At 47.8% G+C, this 18306-nt stretch carries 18 protein-coding genes, 1 tRNA gene and 1 riboswitch; of the genes, 2 read left to right on the top strand and 17 right to left on the bottom strand.

Annotated features, from left to right (window positions below; all coding sequences use genetic code 11):
• Positions 1-73: 73 nt before the first annotated feature.
• On the bottom strand, positions 74-976 hold the full coding sequence (locus AC3RV5_RS05425; protein WP_489730944.1) for a LysR family transcriptional regulator: 903 nt from the start codon (positions 974-976) through the stop codon (positions 74-76).
• A 145-nt stretch (positions 977-1121) separates the two neighbouring features.
• Between AC3RV5_RS05425 and AC3RV5_RS05430 the strand changes: the two genes are divergently transcribed.
• Positions 1122-2249 carry an S-(hydroxymethyl)glutathione dehydrogenase/class III alcohol dehydrogenase gene (locus AC3RV5_RS05430; protein WP_489730945.1) on the top strand — a complete coding sequence of 376 codons (1128 nt, stop codon included), beginning with the start codon at positions 1122-1124 and terminating at the stop codon, positions 2247-2249.
• 74 nt (positions 2250-2323) lie between these two features.
• Here the strand turns inward: AC3RV5_RS05430 and AC3RV5_RS05435 are convergent, their stop codons facing one another.
• The 3 genes from AC3RV5_RS05435 to AC3RV5_RS05445 form a co-directional block, all read right to left on the bottom strand.
• Entirely contained in the window at positions 2324-2791 is a 468-nt protein-coding gene (locus AC3RV5_RS05435) for a nuclear transport factor 2 family protein (RefSeq protein WP_489730946.1), read from the bottom strand.
• Positions 2792-2866: 75 nt separating this feature from the next.
• Positions 2867-4960, bottom strand: coding sequence for an FAD-binding oxidoreductase (locus tag AC3RV5_RS05440; protein WP_489730947.1), 2094 nt, complete (start codon positions 4958-4960; stop codon positions 2867-2869).
• Positions 4961-5111: 151 nt separating this feature from the next.
• A complete protein-coding gene (locus AC3RV5_RS05445; RefSeq protein ID WP_489730948.1) occupies positions 5112-5732 on the bottom strand; it encodes a glutathione S-transferase family protein in 621 nt (206 codons plus the stop codon).
• A gap of 203 nt (positions 5733-5935) precedes the next feature.
• Here AC3RV5_RS05445 and AC3RV5_RS05450 point away from each other — a divergent pair, with 203 nt between their 5' ends.
• A complete protein-coding gene (locus AC3RV5_RS05450; RefSeq protein ID WP_489730949.1) occupies positions 5936-6838 on the top strand; it encodes a LysR family transcriptional regulator in 903 nt (300 codons plus the stop codon).
• On the opposite strand, the gene cobD is transcribed toward AC3RV5_RS05450, so the two are convergent.
• The 13 genes from cobD to AC3RV5_RS05515 all read right to left on the bottom strand — a co-directional run bounded on the left by cobD (position 6810) and on the right by AC3RV5_RS05515 (position 18299).
• Complete coding sequence (cobD, locus tag AC3RV5_RS05455; protein ID WP_489730950.1) at positions 6810-7871, bottom strand: threonine-phosphate decarboxylase CobD; 1062 nt, start codon at positions 7869-7871, stop codon at positions 6810-6812. The two genes, AC3RV5_RS05450 and cobD, sit on opposite strands and share 29 nt — an antisense overlap.
• Before the next feature lie 11 nt (positions 7872-7882).
• Positions 7883-8881 carry a cobalamin biosynthesis protein CobD/CbiB gene (locus AC3RV5_RS05460; protein WP_489730951.1) on the bottom strand — a complete coding sequence of 333 codons (999 nt, stop codon included), beginning with the start codon at positions 8879-8881 and terminating at the stop codon, positions 7883-7885.
• The gene (locus AC3RV5_RS05465) at positions 8874-9464 is read right to left on the bottom strand and encodes a histidine phosphatase family protein (RefSeq protein WP_489730952.1); all 591 of its coding nucleotides are present in this window, start codon (positions 9462-9464) and stop codon (positions 8874-8876) included. The genes AC3RV5_RS05460 and AC3RV5_RS05465 overlap by 8 nt, the downstream gene beginning before the upstream one ends.
• A gap of 26 nt (positions 9465-9490) precedes the next feature.
• Complete coding sequence (locus AC3RV5_RS05470; protein WP_489730953.1) at positions 9491-10414, bottom strand: cobalamin-binding protein; 924 nt, start codon at positions 10412-10414, stop codon at positions 9491-9493.
• Complete coding sequence (cobO, locus tag AC3RV5_RS05475) at positions 10414-11019, bottom strand: cob(I)yrinic acid a,c-diamide adenosyltransferase (RefSeq protein ID WP_489730954.1); 606 nt, start codon at positions 11017-11019, stop codon at positions 10414-10416. The genes AC3RV5_RS05470 and cobO overlap by 1 nt, the downstream gene beginning before the upstream one ends.
• Positions 11020-11022: 3 nt before the next feature.
• Entirely contained in the window at positions 11023-12495 is a 1473-nt protein-coding gene (locus tag AC3RV5_RS05480; RefSeq protein ID WP_489732098.1) for a cobyric acid synthase, read from the bottom strand.
• Positions 12496-12575: 80 nt separating this feature from the next.
• On the bottom strand, positions 12576-13208 hold the full coding sequence (locus AC3RV5_RS05485; RefSeq protein WP_489730955.1) for a histidine phosphatase family protein: 633 nt from the start codon (positions 13206-13208) through the stop codon (positions 12576-12578).
• Positions 13209-13733 (bottom strand): bifunctional adenosylcobinamide kinase/adenosylcobinamide-phosphate guanylyltransferase, encoded by a 525-nt coding sequence (cobU, locus tag AC3RV5_RS05490; RefSeq protein ID WP_489730956.1) that lies wholly within the window; start codon positions 13731-13733, stop codon positions 13209-13211.
• Between the two features lie 13 nt (positions 13734-13746).
• Complete coding sequence (gene cobS / locus AC3RV5_RS05495) at positions 13747-14574, bottom strand: adenosylcobinamide-GDP ribazoletransferase (RefSeq protein WP_489730957.1); 828 nt, start codon at positions 14572-14574, stop codon at positions 13747-13749.
• Positions 14575-14583: 9 nt separating this feature from the next.
• Positions 14584-15672 (bottom strand): nicotinate-nucleotide--dimethylbenzimidazole phosphoribosyltransferase, encoded by a 1089-nt coding sequence (gene cobT / locus AC3RV5_RS05500; RefSeq protein WP_489732099.1) that lies wholly within the window; start codon positions 15670-15672, stop codon positions 14584-14586.
• A 103-nt stretch (positions 15673-15775) separates the two neighbouring features.
• Positions 15776-16798: a FecCD family ABC transporter permease gene (locus AC3RV5_RS05505; protein ID WP_489732100.1), complete on the bottom strand. Its 1023-nt coding sequence runs from the start codon at positions 16796-16798 to the stop codon at positions 15776-15778.
• On the bottom strand, positions 16795-17646 hold the full coding sequence (locus AC3RV5_RS05510; protein ID WP_489730958.1) for an ABC transporter ATP-binding protein: 852 nt from the start codon (positions 17644-17646) through the stop codon (positions 16795-16797). The genes AC3RV5_RS05505 and AC3RV5_RS05510 overlap by 4 nt, the downstream gene beginning before the upstream one ends.
• 135 nt (positions 17647-17781) lie before the next feature.
• Positions 17782-17925, bottom strand: a riboswitch (cobalamin riboswitch).
• Positions 17926-18222: 297 nt separating this feature from the next.
• Positions 18223-18299, bottom strand: a tRNA-Ile gene (locus AC3RV5_RS05515).
• Between the last annotated feature and the right edge of the window lie 7 nt (positions 18300-18306).

Raw genomic sequence — 18306 nt, forward strand, 5'->3', positions numbered from 1 at the left:
CTAAGACTTTTTTGATTGGCCTTATGCGTCTTTATGTATTGCGTTAAATATTGTCTTGTTTTTACCATTTCACTTAAGGCTTACTGGCCATTATTTTACAGTGCCCCCCTTTTAAACGTTGCTTAATAAAGTTTAAAAGCACCTTAATTCTATTAGGCAGGTAGTGCTTGTCTGGGTACAAAGCCCATATTCCTTCTTTAGTCATCTGGTAACCCTGAAGTACCGCCAGCAACTCACCTGATTCAATGTAGGGCTGCACGTAGTAATCAGGCAGTTGAATCAACCCAATATGTTTAAGGGCCGCTTTGACTAGGCTGTGGCCGCTGTTGCAGCGTAAACGCCCGCTAACCTGTATATTTTCACTCTTACCCTTATGTAAAAAACGCCAGCTATCGGCGCTGCCCACTAAGCAGTTATGCCCGTCTAAATGGTCGAGGCGTAGGGGCTTTGTGTGCAGGGAAAAGTATTCTGGGGTCGCGCAAACGATGAGCTTACGCGAACTGAGTTTTCGGGCAATCAGATTAGAATCCGTTAAATGACCGAGGCGAATGGCAAAATCGTACCCTTCATAGAGTAAATCCGCCCGCTGATTACTTAAATCAACCCGCACATTTATCTCTGGATAGGCCAGTAAAAAGTCATTTACGATAGGCATGATCACTTCTTCACCGTAGGTGATGGGCGCAGTTAAACGCACATCGCCTTTTGGGGTGTCATGAAAGTTAGATACTAATTTCTCAGCGTCGGCCAGGTTGTCTAACACTCTGCGGCACTGCTGATAATACACTTCACCGCTCTCGCTTAAGGCGACTTTGCGGGTACTGCGATGAAAGAGCTTTATTTTCAGGCGGGCTTCAAGGGCGCTAACTTGACGGCTGATATGTGCTACCGAGGTGGAGAGTTGTTTTGAGGCAGCGGTAAAACTTTGGGTTTCGGCCACAGCAACAAATTCAGATACACCTTGCCAAATGCGCATTATTACCTCTGTGTAATTATATTTTTCAAATTAAGCGATTATCACACTCAATGTAAATGTATAACATGGTCCGTACAAATATATTCCACTGAATGTATGCATTCTTAATAACTTAGCGCTCGCGAGCAGCGCCAATGAGGTAACCATGAGCACAGGATTTATCAAATCAAAAGCCGCCGTTGCGTGGGCGGCAAACCAACCTTTATCAATTGAAGAGATTGACGTAATGCTGCCGAAAAAAGGTGAAGTACTGGTGCGCATAGTGGCAACCGGCGTGTGTCACACCGATGCTTTTACTTTGTCCGGTGATGATCCTGAAGGGATCTTCCCTGTGGTGCTCGGTCATGAAGGTGGCGGTATTGTTAAGCAGGTAGGTGAAGGTGTAACCAGCCTTGCCGTGGGCGATCACGTTATTCCTTTGTATACCCCCGAGTGCGGTGAGTGCAAATTTTGTTTGTCGGGCAAGACGAACTTGTGCCAAAAAATCCGCGAAACCCAGGGCAAAGGGTTGATGCCAGATGGCACAACGCGTTTTTACAAAGACGGTCAGCCTATTTTTCACTATATGGGCTGTTCGACCTTTTCTGAATACACGGTATTGCCCGAAATTTCATTGGCAAAAGTGAATCCTCAAGCGCCTCTTGAAGAAGTCTGTTTACTTGGCTGCGGCGTGACCACCGGTATGGGTGCTGTAATGAACACCGCAAAAGTTGAAGCCGGTGCTAGCGTTGCTATATTTGGTTTAGGAGGGATTGGGTTATCGGCCATTATCGGTGCTGTAATGGCAGGGGCCAGTCGTATCATTGCGATTGACATTAACGAAGGTAAATTCGAGCTCGCCAAAAAATTAGGCGCTACCGAATGCATTAATCCAAAAGACTATGACAAGCCGATTCAAGACGTAATTGTCGAGTTAACGGATGGCGGTGTGGATTACTCATTTGAATGTATCGGTAACGTCAACACCATGCGTTCGGCATTAGAGTGCTGCCACAAGGGCTGGGGCGAATCTGTGGTCATCGGTGTTGCTGGGGCAGGGCAAGAAATTTCAACTCGCCCGTTCCAGTTAGTCACCGGTCGCGTATGGCGTGGGTCAGCCTTTGGTGGTGTAAAAGGACGCAGCGAATTGCCTGATTACGTAGAGCGTTACTTAGCCGGAGAATTTGCCTTAAACGACTTTATTACCCACAAAATGCCGTTAGAAGATATCAACAGCGCGTTTGATTTGATGCACAGCGGCGAAAGCATTCGTACCGTGGTGAATTTTAAATAAGCCCTAGCGCCCACGGTTACACTTATAAAAAGCATCGCCTAGCGATGCTTTTTACGTTTTGTGACTGTTGAAAGCTATAAACCTAGTTCTGATAACCCCGGGTGGTCGTCTGGCCGGCGGCCTTGTGGCCAGTGAAACTTGCGCTCCGATTCTTCGATGGGAAGATCGTTGATGCAAGCGAAGCGATTTTTCATCAAACCGTTTTCATCAAATTCCCAATTTTCATTACCATATGAGCGAAACCAGTTGCCGCTGTCGTCATGCCATTCGTAGGCGTAACGCACGGCAATGCGATTGTCGGTGAAGGCCCAAAGCTCTTTTATTAGGCGATATTCTAATTCCTTTTGCCACTTTGCTGCTAAAAAAACTGCGGCTTCTTCGCGGTTAGTAATAAAGGTGCTGCGGTTACGCCACTGGGTATCCACAGTGTAGGCAAGGGATACTTTTTCAGGGTTGCGGCTATTCCAACCATCTTCGGCCAGGCGTACTTTTTCTTTGGCGCTTTGTTCGCTAAAGGGTGGTAATGGTGGACGTGTACTCATGATTAATCCTCTTGATGGTATTCGTTTGCGGAGCAGGGACCGGGGCAGTTCCCGTTTTCCTGTTAATAATGGGTATTACAAGGCAACGCGTATTGTATTGGTATTTTTAGCGGGTACTGCGCAGCAGATCAATACCTCTGAGTCAGCTATAGCTGCACTTGGAGTCGTGCGATAGGTCACCGAGCCCGACTCTAGTTTGACTGCACACGCGCCACATTCGCCACTTCTACAGCTAAATTCTGGAAATAAACCGTGTGCTTCTGCTAACTCAAGAATACTGGCGTCACCTTTATTCCATGATTGTTCAAAATTAGCTTGAGTGAATTTTATAATAGCGTGCTCTGCTTCATTCGCTGCTTGGTTATGAACACTATTTTTTGGGTTCGCCGTTAGTGCGTTTTGTTCTTTCATGGTCTTTTGCGCATCAGATGAAAGGCGCTGTAATGTCGACGGGCCGAATGTTTCAGCATTGATTCTATTATCTGCTACCCCAAGGGCGATAAGTAAGTCGTATATGCTTTGCATAAATCCTTGGGGGCCGCATAGGTAAAAGTCGCAGGTAGTATGCTCGTGCTGTGAATCGAGTATTTGACAAAGGAAGTCTACATCGATGCGTCCTTGGGTCTCATAATCAAACCCCGGTTGAGCCGCTTGTGAAATGCTGCTAAGCACAGAGTAATATTTGATCTGCTGGTTGCTTTTACTTTCCAAAGCTCTGAATGTTTTACTAAAAGCACGTTGCTCAGTATTCTTGGCTGAATGAATAATGGTAATTGGGCGGGTGCGTAGGCCTTCATTGAATGCGTCTTGCGCCATGGCAATCATAGGCGTGATACCCACCCCTGCGCCGATAAGCACAGCAGGGCGCTTGGCACTATTATCGATAAAAAACTCACCCCGTGGTGCTTTGATATCTATCAGACTGCCAGTGAGTATGCTGTCATGTAATGCCCTTGATACTAAGCCCTTGTCTTCACGCTTAACCGATATACGATAGTGATCTGCTCCTGGCGCTGATGAAACCGTGTAGTTGCGTATCTTTTGCTTTCGTTCTGGCTCGGTGGGCAGGCGCAGCGTTAAATACTGCCCGGCTTTAAAGGGCAATACGGAAGCTGTGCTATTGGGTTGTAGGTAAAAAGAGCGGATCGTGCTGCTTTCATCTTCAATTTTACTTACCTTGAATGATTGCCAGCTATTGCGCAAAGCCTCGGCTTTTAGCACAGCATCAGCTTTTGCCCAGGTGCCAGTGTTTGATGTATTGGGAGAATAATCGTTAAAGCTGGCGCGAAACGGCAGAGCGCTCCTAAGACGTATGCCTTGTGTCAGGGTGAATTGCCAGCCTCGCTCGGCCCCTTGAAAGGCACTAACTCGAGGATCGTCTTCCGGTAAAATCGCTACCGTTCCGGTTAGCATAATCACGTCGCCGGTGGTGAAATCAGCAAACATCAATCCTGCTTTTGGGTTTATGACGAAGTTACCCATGGTATTGAAGAAGTTATTACCAGAGAAATCGGGGATCGTCAGTGTATCGCCTGTAGCATTTTCAGTGTTTACAGCAACGAAACCCGGCATGCCGCCGCGATGGGATACATCAACCCCAGATGTTGGCGTCTTGTTTTTAGTAGCAAATTTGCCTGCTGAGCTGGCAACAAAGAACGTATCGGCTTGGCTGATAAGTATTTTGGCCTGCGTATCCAAACGGATAAAGTGCTCCGCTTGTGGTGCATTGAACGCCACTTCTGGCGAGCGGATAAACCTAATATCACGGGTTTGAATATATTGCGGACAGTTACCAAAAGATTGCTCTACATCAAGGGATATCTGTTGTTCTGATATGCCGCTGACTTTGGCATTAACACGATTTCGACGTCGTGTTGGCACTTCGATACCCAGCAAACCAAGGCGTGAGCCAATAGCGAGTGATGTTTGAAGTGGATCGCCCTTTAACATATACGTTTTTATGGTTAATTCGGTTGGGGTGGGTGACTGCACAAAACCCGGCAAACCAGGCAATATAGACGCCCACAGTTGATCGTCTGCATCAGCGCTGCCCACAAGCATAAAAGGTAGCTGATTAAAAAACTTCCGGTGTTGATCTGGCATAAATGAGCGGATCACACGGCGACCAATCATATCCATTTGTTCAAGTTTACCGGCACGAGTTTGCATCTGCCGTTCACCTATATGGAAAGGGGGGTCGTTATCATTGGGGAGCATCATTTTCTCCGGTGCAGTAAAAAGCGGCGTTACACCCTTAGTTGATAAATGTGCGGGCTAAGTTCTTTAGCCCCCAACGGCGGGTCAAAACTATTAAACGCGTTTAAGCAAGCAAACCGGCTTTGGTACTTGCCATGGGTTTAAAGCCATCTAGCGCTTCAATATTGGCTAAAAAGCGACGCACATTTGGGTAAGGTTCCAAGGACACATTGCCCTCTGGTGCGTGGGCCGTGTAGGTATAAATGGCAACATCGGCAATGGAGACACTATCGCCAACCAAGAAGTTGCGACCAGTTAAATGGGCCTCAAGCTTAGCCAATACTTTGGTTGAAATCGCCTGAGCAAAATCGGCATCTAAGGGGGCGTTAAACACGGTTATAAGGCGTGCAGCACAAGGACCAAAAGCAATCTCTCCCGCTGCTAAGCTTAAAAATTTCTGGACTTGCGCTTCTTGCACGGCATCTGTGGGTAAAAATGCCGGGGCATATTTACGAGCGAGGTACACCAAGATGGCATTTGAGTCTGAGATGACAATGTCACCATCTTCAAGCACCGGCACTTGGCCTGCAGGGTTTAATGTCAGAAATGGTGTTTGTTTGTGTTCACCGCCAGGTAAGTCAACATTGATAACTTCATGGGCGATGCCCGCTAAGTTAGCAAAAAGTTCTACACGCTGAGCGTGGCCTGATAATGGGAATGAGTGAATTCGGATGGCATTTGACATGGTATGACCTTTCCATAGTTGTGTTGCACGTTTTGTTGGTTGCCTTGATAGACATGGCTTCATTTTTTGCAGCGGGTTATTTAACTCGCTTACGTTGAACAAATAATAGACGCAGGTTGTTCTATGAACAATATGTTGATTTAAAGAATAACTATGTACACTACGTACATTATAAAATGGTTTGAAACAAACGGGATATATGCATGGACACCCTAGATGGCATGCGCACCTTCGTGGCTGTAGCGCGACAAGAATCCTTTACCGGCGGGGCCAAGCAACTTGGAATAAGCACCAAGTTAGCCAGCAAATACATTGGTCAGTTGGAGAAAAAGCATACGGCGTTATTTTTTCACCGCACCACAAGAAGCGTGACACTTACCGAAACCGGACGTGCCTATTTTGAACGTTGCGTGCCGTTGCTGGAGCAGTTTGATGAATTAGAGGATGTGATCCAGCATCGCCAGGCATCGCTGGCGGGCATAATACGCTTAACGGCGCCCACGGCGTTTGGCAGCACCAAGCTGGTGGACGCTCTTGAGCCATTTTTACATCAGCATGCAAACATTAGTGTAGAGCTAAATTTGTCTGATCAGCGAGTGGCAATTATCGATGAAGGTGTAGATGTAGCAGTGCGTTTCGGTCAGTTGCAAGACTCGACGCTAATTGCCAAAAAGCTCATGAGCATGCCCATAGTGGTGTTCGCTTCACCAGCATATTTGGCGCGCCACGGGAAACCGGCCCATCCAAGTGCGTTGGCTACTCATAACTGCTTATTGCAAAAGTCTCAAATTGATCCTGAAAATTGGAAATTCAAAGTGGATGGTCAACCTTTGGTAGTCAATGTGCATGGGACATTTGCGTCTAACTCCCCAAGAGCTGTGGCGCAAATGGCTGCGCAAGGTTTAGGTATCGGCATGGGGCCAATGTATGTCACCGAACCTTATCTAAAAGATGGCAGTTTGCAGTTGTTGTTTGAAGAGCACGAAGCCAATGAATTCATTTTGAATGCCGTGTATGCATCCAATCGGCATTTACCTGCCCGCATCCGGGCGCTGCTAGATCATTTGGCCATGACCTTTAGTCAGTACCGCAGAGTAAGCGCTTAATTGACAAGGTGTGTAGCGCATTCTCTAGTCGTTTTAACCCTACTTCGTGAGGAATACCAAAGCGCAGGGCGTTTTTCTCATCGCATAAGCGTACGTATATACCTTGGTGGCACAGGGCATCGAATAATGCTGGAGCGTGTGGGGTGAATACGGTTTTAAATAAACTGGTTCCTCGAACGGGATTTTCAAACACCCGAGTTAACACGCCATGCAGGGCGTTACTTAAGCGATTAAGCACGGTACCTTGCTCCTGCTGCCAGTATATATCCGTTAAGGCTTGTATACCCACAAACTGCGCAGGGCCGCTGACTGACCATGGGCCTAGGGCACGTGCAATGGGCGTTAGCCAAAAGTCACTGGCAATGACAAACCCCAGTCGTATGCCGGCTAAACCAAAAAACTTTCCCACTGAGCGTAAGATGATCAGCGAGTCTCTACTGTTATCGTTATTAACCGAGCCGCCTTCACTGCCTAGCAATGGCGCCATTGAATGTTCAGGCGTGGCGTCCATGAAGGCCTCATCAATAATTAATAAGCCTTTTTGGGCGTTAACCTTGGCCAGCAAGACAGAGACTTGCGCTGTTGTGTGTAGTTCGCCTGTAGGGTTATTGGGGTTGATCAGAAGGACAATATCGCCCTGTTCAATCAGGTTCAGGTCGGAGCTGTCTAGGTAATCAAGGGTGCGGTAATGTGCGTTTTTCCATGCTTTTCTATGTTCTTGGTATCCGACAGTGGGTAGCCATACCCGAGCTTGTTTAAAACCCCGTTGTCGGCATAGCTGAGGTAGTAGTTGAATAACACTTTGACTACCTGCGGTGGCGAGCAAGTCTGCCGTCTTGTAATAGTCACGAGCAGCGTCGAGTATGGCAGGGCTTGTTTCGGGTAAACGCTGCCAGCACGCTGACGGTAATATGCCAACAGGATAGCCGACTGGAGCGATGCCGGTTGACAGGTCTAACCAATTTTCCAGTGGAATGGCATAGTGTTTGGCAATCGTGGATAGCTGCCCCCCGTGCGTTAAGGTGTGTGACATAAACTTACCCTTTAAAAATACTTAGAAACTATGATGATAAAGGCATCAAAGATGACTCCCGCGACGATCACGGCCAAAGCAAATAGCCAACTACTGCGTTGTATGAGCTTCACGCTTGATGGAATATCCTGCTGCTGTACTGGGCGACCTTGGCCTAATACCGGGCTATTGATGGTTTTACCCTGGTAACGTGAAGGACCGCCAATGCGAAACCCCAGCACGCTCGCGCCTGTGGCCATGCACAATCCGCCATTTTTGCTTTTATAGCGGCAAGCTTGTTGCCATGAATAGTGCAAAAGGTGATAGAAAAACAATGGCGAGTGTTTGTGCGGCGCCTGCAGCGCGTATAACACTGAGGTGCAATAAGCGCTAAGGCAGCCCAAATAATCATCGGCGCGGGCGGCCCACCAACCAAAATATAGAAAGCGCGGGCTTTTGTAACCCCACATGGCATCAAGTGTATTGACGAGGCGATGCAGTACCACCAAAGGCGCACCGCCAATCACAAAGTAAAATAGGCTGGCAATTACGGCATCGTGGCCGTTTTCTAATACGGACTCTACCGTGGCGCGGCTCATGCCCTGAGGAGATAATTCAGCGGTTTCACGGCTTACCATGTAGCCAGTAAAATACCGAGCACGGCATAAATTGCCTTGCTGCAGCGGGTAATATATTTGCATGGCATGCAGCTTAAGGCTCTGCAGGCCAATGGCTAAATATAGAATGAGGCTATTGAGCAACCACCAAATGGGTGCGCTCCTGTCGATAAAATACAAAGTCAGGGGAAGGGGCAATACCAATATTGCCCAGCAGACACAGCCTGTTATCCGGGCGATTCGGGCCGAGCGAGCTTTTAACGCCAATGGAGTATAACAATTGCTTTTGTGTTCAAGCCAGTTGGCTAAATGGCCAAAGCCAACCAGTGGGTGAAAGCGCCGCGGTTCAGCAAAAACGCGGTCGAGGAGCAGGGCAAACGCCAGTTGTAGACCAATCAGCCAAAGCTCAGTCAAGTAGACCTGCCCATTGTAACTGCTCATTATCAGGCTGGTAATTTAGCTGCATTCCCTGGGCATTACTTAAGGCCAGTGGCGTTATAAATAGACTCATTAAGCAGGCTAGCGCATCACCGTGACTAATAATAAGAATATTCAAGCCAGTGAATTGCTGTGCTAATTGCAATAACCCGTGCAACATACGTTTTTGCACCGTTTGAGTGGTTTCACCATGTGTGCCGGCGGGAATATTAGTTTGTTGATAACAAAATTGCTGGTAGGTCGTAAACTCGGGCAAATTTCCCAAAGCTTGGCCTTGCCAGTCACCTAAGTGGCGCTCGGCGAAGTCACTTACGGCGCTGTGTTCAACTGCCAGTTTTTGGGCACAGATCTCGCCGGTTTGCACGGCGCGGCCTAAGTGTGAACTGACCACGTGCTGAATATTCCAATTTTGCGCCTTGCTCGCCAATACGAGTGCTTGTTCTTCCCCAAGTGAGGTGAGTGGGCTTTCAGACTGGCCTTGCAGCACGCCCTTGGCATTAGATAAGCTTTGGCCGTGGCGACATAAATAGAACTGCGTGGGGGCATGAGTGTTTTGCATTATCGACTATCGATTATCGACTACGACTATTTGGTCGACGACGAACGCTGGTAAAATTGCCGCGCGCGGTCAATTTGTTCACACATCAGGGTCACTTCATCCAGCATACGGCTGGTCATGCGGTGCACTTTGTCGGCATCTGGATGAAAGATAAAGTTATTTTTAGCCGCGGGAATATGTTGCCACTGGACCCAGTCTAACAAATCAGGGCTGTCGGCAGCATGTTTAGTTGGCTGAATAACCACCTGAGGCAGGGTCACTAACACTTGCTCTAACCCGACCGACGGGTAGTCATCCTGAGCATGCATAAACGGATTTTCTCCGCCACAAAGCGCAATTTGCTGCTGTGGCCAGGCTTCTTGGGCGACGGTACGTAACGGCCGCGACCACAGTTCGTAAAAGGCTCTAACCGGTGTAGCATGGGCGTAATGCTGCTCTAAAGTATTGAGTTTGCTTAAATACACTGCTGCGGCAGTGTTGGCGGCTTTTTCGCGCCCGGTTAATTCGCCCAGCCAAATCAATTCCTTGGCCACATCCTCGAGCTTGCGTGGCTTTGAATACACCACATTGAGCTGGTATTTCTGCAAACGGGCCAGATCCGCCATGGGATTTCCGGTTTGCCAGGCAATAATTAGGTCTGGCTGTAACTGCACGATTTTTTCAATTTGTAGGCGGGCATAGTTGCCTATTTGCAGAATTTTTTGAGCGGCTTGTGGATAATCGGCATGGGCAGTGGTGGCAATAATTTGCTGCCCTGCACCTATCTCAAACAAGGATTCAACGATATGCGGCGCTAATGCCACAATGCGCAGTTTTTGCCGATCTTGTTGACTCAGTTTACGTATTTCATCAATGTTAGCCACAGATGTACTATCGTTTTCAGCACCGAAGCTGTTAAATGTGTGTATTACGCCGAGCACCAGCATGATGGCCAAAATATATTTTGCCATTACCAATCAATACCTTTTTGCGCTTTTATGCCGTTTTCAAATGCGTGTTTAATGGGGCGTACTTCACTTACCGTATCGGCCAACTCAATGACTGCGCGATGACAAGCCCGGCCGGTGATCACCACGTGCTGGTGCGCTGGGCGATTGGCCAAAGCATTTAAAACCTCGTCTAATTCAAGGTACTTATAGGTCAGCATGTAGGTAATTTCATCAAGCAAAAGCAAATTGATAGACGGATCCTGCAAACAGATTTTACTGAACGTCCAGGCTTTTTGCGCCGCGGCGATATCGGTTTGTTTGTCTTGGGTCTCCCAGGTAAAACCTGTACCCATCACATGAAACTCGACGCCGAGTTTTTCCAGTAAATCGCGCTCACCACAAGGCCAAGTACCTTTAACATATTGTACTACGGTTGCTTTTAAACCGTGGCCCACGGCGCGGGCGACTGTGCCAAAACCCGAGGTGGATTTACCTTTACCGTTACCGGTCAGCACAATCAATACGCCTTTTTCAGCTTGGGCATTGGCAATACGCTCATCAACTTTGCTTTTTTGTTGTTGCATACGTGCCTTGTGACGGGCGTTATCATCTTTTTTATCTGACATGGTTTATTCTTCTATTGCAGTGATAAATTGATTACGGATGAATGTTTCGATCTGGTTCCAGTCTAAATATTGCTGGCAGACTTGGGCTAAACGAGTTATTTCGCGCTCTTGCTGCTGAGCATAATCTTCGGCTAAGTCTGTTTCAGCGCCTGCCCAGTGGAGTATTTGTTGCAAGGCTGCTGGGCAGTCAAACAACCCGTGTAAATAACTGCCGGCCACTTGATTGTCAACGCTGATGCAACCTTCGTTTTGCCCATCATGCAAACGAATTAATGGTTTGGTACCTTCGGCATACGTGCTGTGACCCACATGGATTTGATAGCCTATTATGGGGGTTTTTGTAGCGGTAATTAATAATTCGCCTTGGCTATGGGTAAGATGCTTCTGCGGACGTAATTCGGTGTTAATAGGCAAGTAGCCTAAACCTTGGCTAATACCTGGCAGATCTTCAATACCCAGTGGATCGGCAATGGTATTGCCTAACATTTGATAACCCCCACAAATACCCAATACTTTTCCGCCATAACGCAGGTGACGCGCTAAGTCTCTGTTCCACTGCATCTGTCTGAGCAAGGCCAGATCGGCGCGTACATTTTTACTGCCGGGTAAAATGATCAGATCTACTGGGGGAATAGGCGATCCTTGTCGCACAAAAACCAATTCAACTTGAGGCTGCACCCGCAGCATATCGAAATCAGTATGGTTGCTGATGCGTTTGAATACTGGCACGGCAATGCGTAAACGTATTTGCGCTGGATCCAGGATCTGGTCTGCTTGTATTGCATCTTCAGCAGCCAGTTGCAGGTTGTGGATATAAGGCAAAACCCCAAGCACGGGTTTGTTTGTGCGCTGTTCTAACCAGGTTAAGCCTGACTCGAGTAGCTTGATATCGCCGCGAAATTTGTTGATCACAAACCCGACCACCCGGTTTTGCTCAGAGGGCGATAATAACTCAAGTGTGCCCACAAGCTGGGCAAACACCCCACCGCGATCGATATCCGCCACGATGATCACCGGGCAATCAACCGCTTCGGCAAAACCCATATTGGCAATATCCCCTTCGCGCAAATTTATTTCCGCCGGGCTACCCGCCCCTTCAACCACTACTACCTCAAACTCAGTACTTAAGTACTGGTGTGAAGCCAGCACGGCTTGCATTGCCACTTTTTTGTAGTCATGGTATTGCTTGGCTTGCATATCAGATATGGCTTTGCCGTGAATAATCACCTGGGCGCCGGTGTCTGAACTGGGTTTAAGCAAAACGGGATTCATGTGAACGCTGGGCGCTACACATGCAGCTTGGGCTTGCACCGCTTGAGCACGGCCTATTTCGCCACCATCTTGGGTGACGGCGCTGTTAAGTGCCATATTTTGTGGTTTAAAAGGGGCAACGCGGTAGCCCATATTTTTGAGGCAGCGACAAAAACCCGCTACCAACATACTTTTACCCGCATCTGAGGTGGTACCTTGGATCATTATGGTGGCGCATGTTTTATTAGCAGTTTGGGCGTATCTGTTTACCGTCTCAGTACTTGTTTGAAGTGCAGCTTGCTTCACTAGTAAGGGCTCCCATCAAACGCTGGTCTGCCGATAAATTCTACCCGGGGTTTTGCCTCGGGGTGATCAGCCACAGTAATACGGGTAAGACTGGCGTAATCGATATTCAACTGGCGATACCAAGCGCCATTTTTCCAGTCTACAGGCAGTACTTGGGCGAGGATTTGCCGAATAACCCCCCCATGACAAATGATCAGGTTGTTTTGCCCTTTGTGCTCATTTAGTAAACGTTGCCAAACCTTGGCCACACGAGAATGAAAGGCTTGTAAAGGCTCGCCTTGAGGTAAGGTGTGTGTATAGGGTTGCTCCCAGAAGGCATTCAGTTGTAACCACTGGGCGCTGAGTTCATCAAATGCAATGCCATCATAATCGCCAAAATCACACTCTTGCAAATCGTTCTCAACTTGAACAGGCAGCTTTAACTGTTGGGCTAACTTATCGGCAAAAGCACCACAGCGGATCAAGGGTGAGGTGACGATATTGTCTGGCAGGGCAGTGTAAATGAGCTGTGTTTGCATGTTTTGCCAGCCTTGTTTACTCAGCGCTATATCCGTTTTGCCATTTAGGGCCGCGGGGCCAGTGACTTGACCGTGGCGCAGCAGATTAAATACGCTGGGAGAAGATGTCGACATCTAACGTGGCCTTTTTAGTGGCAGAGGTAAACCGGCCGCCACAAAGGTTACATGATCAGCGCAGCTAGCTATGGCTTGGTTTAACCAACCTGCTTGGTCGACAAATTGACGAGTAAGCTCACCCACAGGAATAATGCCTAATCCTACTTCGTTGGCGACCAGGAAGATATCCGCTGAACTGGTGGTTAATGCGGCGCTAAGATCCGTAAACAAAAGACTAAAATCTTGTTGTGCAGACTGATAAAGCTGGTTGTTTAACCACAAGGTCAGGCAGTCTATCAGTAGGATAGGGCCGTCATTGTGGCGTACAAATTCTGCTAATTGTAAGGGCACTTCTGCCAGCCCCCATTCTACTGGGCGCTCTTGTTGGTGGCGAGTAATGCGCCTGCTCATTTCAGTATCCGTTGCAGTGGCGGTGGCCACATACGTGACATTTTGCTTTTTAATGCGGCTTAGCGCCAAGGCTTGTTGCACAGCAAAGTTAGATTTGCCCGAGCGGGCACCGCCGAGTATTAGATGTAACATGGTAATAGTCTTTTCATAATGGGATGAGTTGCGCAGTGTCAGCTGTGGTGCGGGGTGCAAACATGGCTAACAACAGCAGGTAAATAAGTAATTCTTGGCATTGCTGGGCGAAACCTAAACAGTCACCGGTATAGCCGCCGATATGTTTGTTGAACCAGAGTTTAAGTGCAAAACGTAATAATACGCAGCCGAGCAACAGCAGCAGTGCCGTTTTCACGGGGATAAATACCAGGGCAAAGGCGCTGCTAATCATTAGCCACAGCAACGACTTTTTTGTAAAGGGCTTCGCTAAGGCTTGGCTTTTACCACTGTCTTGTTCGCCAGAGGGACGGTTAATACGGGCATAAGCCAGGTGCTGAACATGGGAAATAGCCAGGCCCCGGGATAGGGGATACGCAATACATAGGCTTAACAATAAATGATTTTGCTGGGCTAAGGCACTCAATAAAATGAACTTTGTCAGCAGAGTCGTCACCAACGCACAGGTACCGTAGGTGCCTAATTGACTGTCTTTCATTATGCTCAATTTACGCGCACGACCAGTTGCGCCCCAAAAACCATCACAAGTGTCGGCAAGGCCGTCTTCATGTAGCGCTCCGGTGAGTAATAAACTCAGGATCAGCAATAAACATAAGCTGGGTGCACTGCCAATATGTGCTGATAACAGCCAATGAAAACCACTTAACAGCAAGGCTAATAACCACCCGACGATAGCAAAGTGCTGACCCGCCTGGTGCATTTTTTCTGGGCTGTAGGCTATTTTTTGCGACAGCGGTAGACGCGTGAAAAAGCTCAGCGCCAGCAATAGCAAATTATATTGATGACTTAACCAGGTCAACATGCTTGGTTTCTAAACAGTGACATGGGCGCTTTCGAAGGTCGCCATATCATTATAAAAACTTGCCGCAGCTTGCAACAAAGGCAGGGCTAATGCCGCACCAGTACCTTCACCTAGGCGCAACCCAAGCGATAATAAAGGTTTGGCATCTAATTGCGCCAGTACTTTCTGATGGGCTTGTTCGGCAGAGCAGTGAGCAAATACCATGAAATCCAAGGCGCGAGGAGCGATACGTACTGCCAGTAACGCCGCCACGCTGACAATAAAACCATCCACCAAGATTGTTTTACCCGCCGCCGCGGTGGCTAACATGGCGCCAACGATTTGGCCGATTTCAAAACCACCCACTTCGGTCAATGCAGTTTTAGGGGAGAATGCCTGGGTGCCGTGACTGTGGCCTACCCGGGTAATTGCATCGCTGATCAAGCTTATTTTCTGTGCCAGTTGGTCATTCGTAATACCCGTGCCTTTGCCCGTTGTATCCTCTGGGCATAAACCACTCAGTAGCGATAACAGCACCGAGGCACTGCTGGTATTGCCAATGCCCATTTCACCAAAGGCTAAAACATTGCTGCCTTGGGCGATATGTTGCTTGGCCACCTGTGCTCCGTATTCTAATGTCTGCTCTGCCTGGGCTTCGCTCATGGCAGGGGCGACCGAAAAATCTGCGGTGCCAGCAGCGATGCGTTTCTCAAGGAGCATAGCCGGTGGGTTATTTATGGGCTGTAAAATTCCTGCATCAATCACTTGAAGCTTCCAGCCCAGGGTGCGGCAAAAACAATTTATGGCCGCCCCACCGATTAAAAAATTGGCTACCATTTGGCCTGTTACTTCCGGATGCGCAATGCAGATGTTATGTCGCGCAATACCGTGGTCGCCGGCAAAAACTAACATCACAGGTTGTTTGATATGGATCTGGTTGGTTTGTATATTGTCATGCCACTGGATATGCGCCAATTGGCGAGCCAGGGTTTCAAGTTGGCCAAGGGCCCCCACGGGCTTGGTTTTATTGTTAATATGCTGCTCAATTAACGGTAAATGTGTCTCGTTTAAGCTAGGGATTTGCCAATATTTGTTGCTAAAGCGTGAGCCTGTTTGTATTACGTATTCAGCTGTCGATTGCCCATGGCTAAGTTGCTCAGTGTTAACTGGCTTGTTCGTTAACGATCCAGTGTTCAAGTTTATGCCCTTATTATTAGTATTTTTAGGTGTGTCGCTGCCTGATGGCGACTAAGAAAAACACACTGCCAATTGCAGAGGTAATGATGCCGATAGGTATTTCTTGCTCCGGCAGCGCCGAGCGGGCGAGTATGTCGACCAAGACCATAAAACTTCCTCCGACTAATACGCAGCCCAGAATGAGAGGGCGACTGGTAACACCCACCCAAGTGCGTACTATGTGGGGGATCATTAAACCCACAAAACCGATGCCGCCGCAGTAGGCAACTATGCACGCCGTTAACGCTGCGCAAATACCCAAGGCCAGCATGCGCAGTGCGGTGACATTCACCCCAAGGGCTTTGGCATTTTCATCCCCCAATAACAGGGCGTCCAGGCGCTGACCAAATAGCAGCAGCAACAAAACGCTGCCTAACACCACAGGTAAGATGATCCAGGCGTACCAAATTTCTACTCGGGCGAGGCTGCCCATTAACCAAAAAATAACTTTGTTAGCTGCAAACGGATCACCCAAAAACAGCAGGAAATGGCTCAAGGCGCTAAACATAAAAGATACGGCCACGCCCGCCAGAAGCATGTATTCGCCGCGACTGCCAAAAGAGGTGGCTGCCAATACTTGCACTAGGGTGACTGCCAACACCGCCCCTAAAAATGCGGCAATGGGTAAGGCTAATGAATAAGAAAGCCCAGGCAAGATGGCTAACAATCCCATGTTTTCACCCAGTTGACTGTCGAATAATAAGGTAGCAATACTGGCACCTAAACCTGCACCAGAAACAACCCCAAATAAATACGGATCGGCCAACCCATTGCGGGTAATATTTTGCAACGTAGCCCCCGCTACGGCTAAGCCAGCGCCTACCAAAAAGCCAACAACAACACGGGGCATACGTATCTGCCAAAAAATTAATGAATTTATTGGCGATACACATTCATGGAGCACACATTGATAAAGTTGGCCGGCAGATAACTCGGCAGCGCCGAAAAATAGCGCCACAAAAGCAGAGGTAAGAGCTAATAACACCAATAATGACCACTTGTTGATCATGGACATCCACGCGCCAGTTGCTCTATATTGGAAGACTCAATCTTGGTAGCAAATTCAAGTTCACCCTGAGGGTAAAAGTCCACACGCAGACTGTGATTGATTGTGTCGCGCCTGACCAGGCAGGGAATATTAAATACGTCTTTGATTGTTTGGGTGTTTAGCACTTTGTCGGGTGGCCCTTGGGCTATCAATTTCCCCTCATCCAGCAAACACAAGTGGTCACAATAACTTGCCGCTAAATTCAAATCATGCAGGCTCATCACTATGGTTATCTGTTGTTGATGAGCAAGGCTTCTCAGCAGTTTAAGTATTTGATGTTGATAATAAATGTCAAGATGATTGACCGGCTCATCAAGCACTATTAGTGCGGCTTTTTGCACTAGAGCACGGGCAATTAGACCTCGCTGTTGTTCGCCGCCAGAAAGCGAACTAAAGGTTTGATGGGTTTTATCGGTGAGGCCCACTTTGGCGATCGCCTTGGCCAAGTGGTATTTGTCATGTTCGGTTTCACGGGATAAAAGCGTTTTATGGGGGAGCCAGCCCATACATACAATTTGTTCGAGGCTTAGGGCAAATACACTTTCATTAAGTTGATTGACCACAGCAATTTGCCGCGCTTTTTCAATAAGGCTGTAATCGCTTAAGGTTTTGCCACACCAACTCACTTTGCCACGGCTATTACGTTGCCCAGAGAGCATTTTGAGCAAGGTAGTTTTACCAGCTCCGTTTGGTCCAAGTACACCCAAAACCTGGCCGCGAGCGAGGTTGATATCGATGTCAGACAAAATAGCCTTGTCACCAATGTGAAAAGACAGCTGCTTAGCAATTAGGTTTGCGGAATTTAACATGCCGCCTGCGTACAATTGATGGTCAAATTGAGCACTCAAATAAAGCAGGACTACACATAACTGAGGGCACGAGGCGCCGCCAAGGCATTATGTTAATCACGTATTCCCGCGCGAAAATAAATAAAGGGTGAAACAAGGCTGGTATCTGACTTACAAGGCGGTTTTGGCTAACAATATGTGAGCGAAAGGGCTTGTTTACAGTTGCGGGTACAGTTCTGGTATTTCACCAGATTCCCATTTAATCTAAGCTGTTAGCGAAACGCCACAGGCTTAAAACCTAAGTGTGGCGCGCAATATAACAAGTAAATCTGTTATCTACGAGGGATAATTTCAAGCGCAAGCGTGTGCAAAGACTTATTATTAACGAAAATATCAACAATGGCGGTGACCATTGCGAGCATGTAAAACCACTGACTTGAATAGGTAATATAGGTGGCCTTTAAGAAAGGGATACTGAAGAAGTAGTATTTATTCAAGGGAAGAGCACTTTGATGGATAAATTTATTTCTGAGATAACATGAAAAGTCGTTCAGGGAACATAAGATAAAATGAGATTGGTAATTACTAACGAGAAAATGGTGGCCCGACCCTGACTTGAACAGGGGACCTGCCGATTATGAGTCGGATGCTCTAACCAACTGAGCTATCGGGCCAAATTTT

The sequence above is a fragment of the Paraglaciecola sp. IT1134 genome, from assembly GCF_058068185.1.

Bases quoted from the DNA above. Each gene is read 5' to 3' on its own strand.
- cobU (WP_489730956.1), bottom strand. From the start codon at position 13,733: ATGTTACATCTAATACTCGGCGGTGCCCGCTCGGGCAAATCTAACTTT.
- AC3RV5_RS05470 (WP_489730953.1), bottom strand. From the start codon at position 10,414: ATGGCAAAATATATTTTGGCCATCATGCTGGTGCTCGGCGTAATACAC.
- AC3RV5_RS05435 (WP_489730946.1), bottom strand. From the start codon at position 2,791: ATGAGTACACGTCCACCATTACCACCCTTTAGCGAACAAAGCGCCAAA.
- AC3RV5_RS05445 (WP_489730948.1), bottom strand. From the start codon at position 5,732: ATGTCAAATGCCATCCGAATTCACTCATTCCCATTATCAGGCCACGCT.
- AC3RV5_RS05505 (WP_489732100.1), bottom strand. From the start codon at position 16,798: ATGATCAACAAGTGGTCATTATTGGTGTTATTAGCTCTTACCTCTGCT.
- AC3RV5_RS05450 (WP_489730949.1), top strand. From the start codon at position 5,936: ATGGACACCCTAGATGGCATGCGCACCTTCGTGGCTGTAGCGCGACAA.
- AC3RV5_RS05425 (WP_489730944.1), bottom strand. From the start codon at position 976: ATGCGCATTTGGCAAGGTGTATCTGAATTTGTTGCTGTGGCCGAAACC.
- AC3RV5_RS05440 (WP_489730947.1), bottom strand. From the start codon at position 4,960: ATGCAAACTCGTGCCGGTAAACTTGAACAAATGGATATGATTGGTCGC.
- AC3RV5_RS05465 (WP_489730952.1), bottom strand. From the start codon at position 9,464: ATGCAAAACACTCATGCCCCCACGCAGTTCTATTTATGTCGCCACGGC.
- AC3RV5_RS05430 (WP_489730945.1), top strand. From the start codon at position 1,122: ATGAGCACAGGATTTATCAAATCAAAAGCCGCCGTTGCGTGGGCGGCA.
- AC3RV5_RS05510 (WP_489730958.1), bottom strand. From the start codon at position 17,646: ATGTTAAATTCCGCAAACCTAATTGCTAAGCAGCTGTCTTTTCACATT.
- cobD (WP_489730950.1), bottom strand. From the start codon at position 7,871: ATGTCACACACCTTAACGCACGGGGGGCAGCTATCCACGATTGCCAAA.
- cobS (WP_489730957.1), bottom strand. From the start codon at position 14,574: ATGTTGACCTGGTTAAGTCATCAATATAATTTGCTATTGCTGGCGCTG.
- AC3RV5_RS05485 (WP_489730955.1), bottom strand. From the start codon at position 13,208: ATGTCGACATCTTCTCCCAGCGTATTTAATCTGCTGCGCCACGGTCAA.
- cobO (WP_489730954.1), bottom strand. From the start codon at position 11,019: ATGTCAGATAAAAAAGATGATAACGCCCGTCACAAGGCACGTATGCAA.
- AC3RV5_RS05480 (WP_489732098.1), bottom strand. From the start codon at position 12,495: ATGATCCAAGGTACCACCTCAGATGCGGGTAAAAGTATGTTGGTAGCG.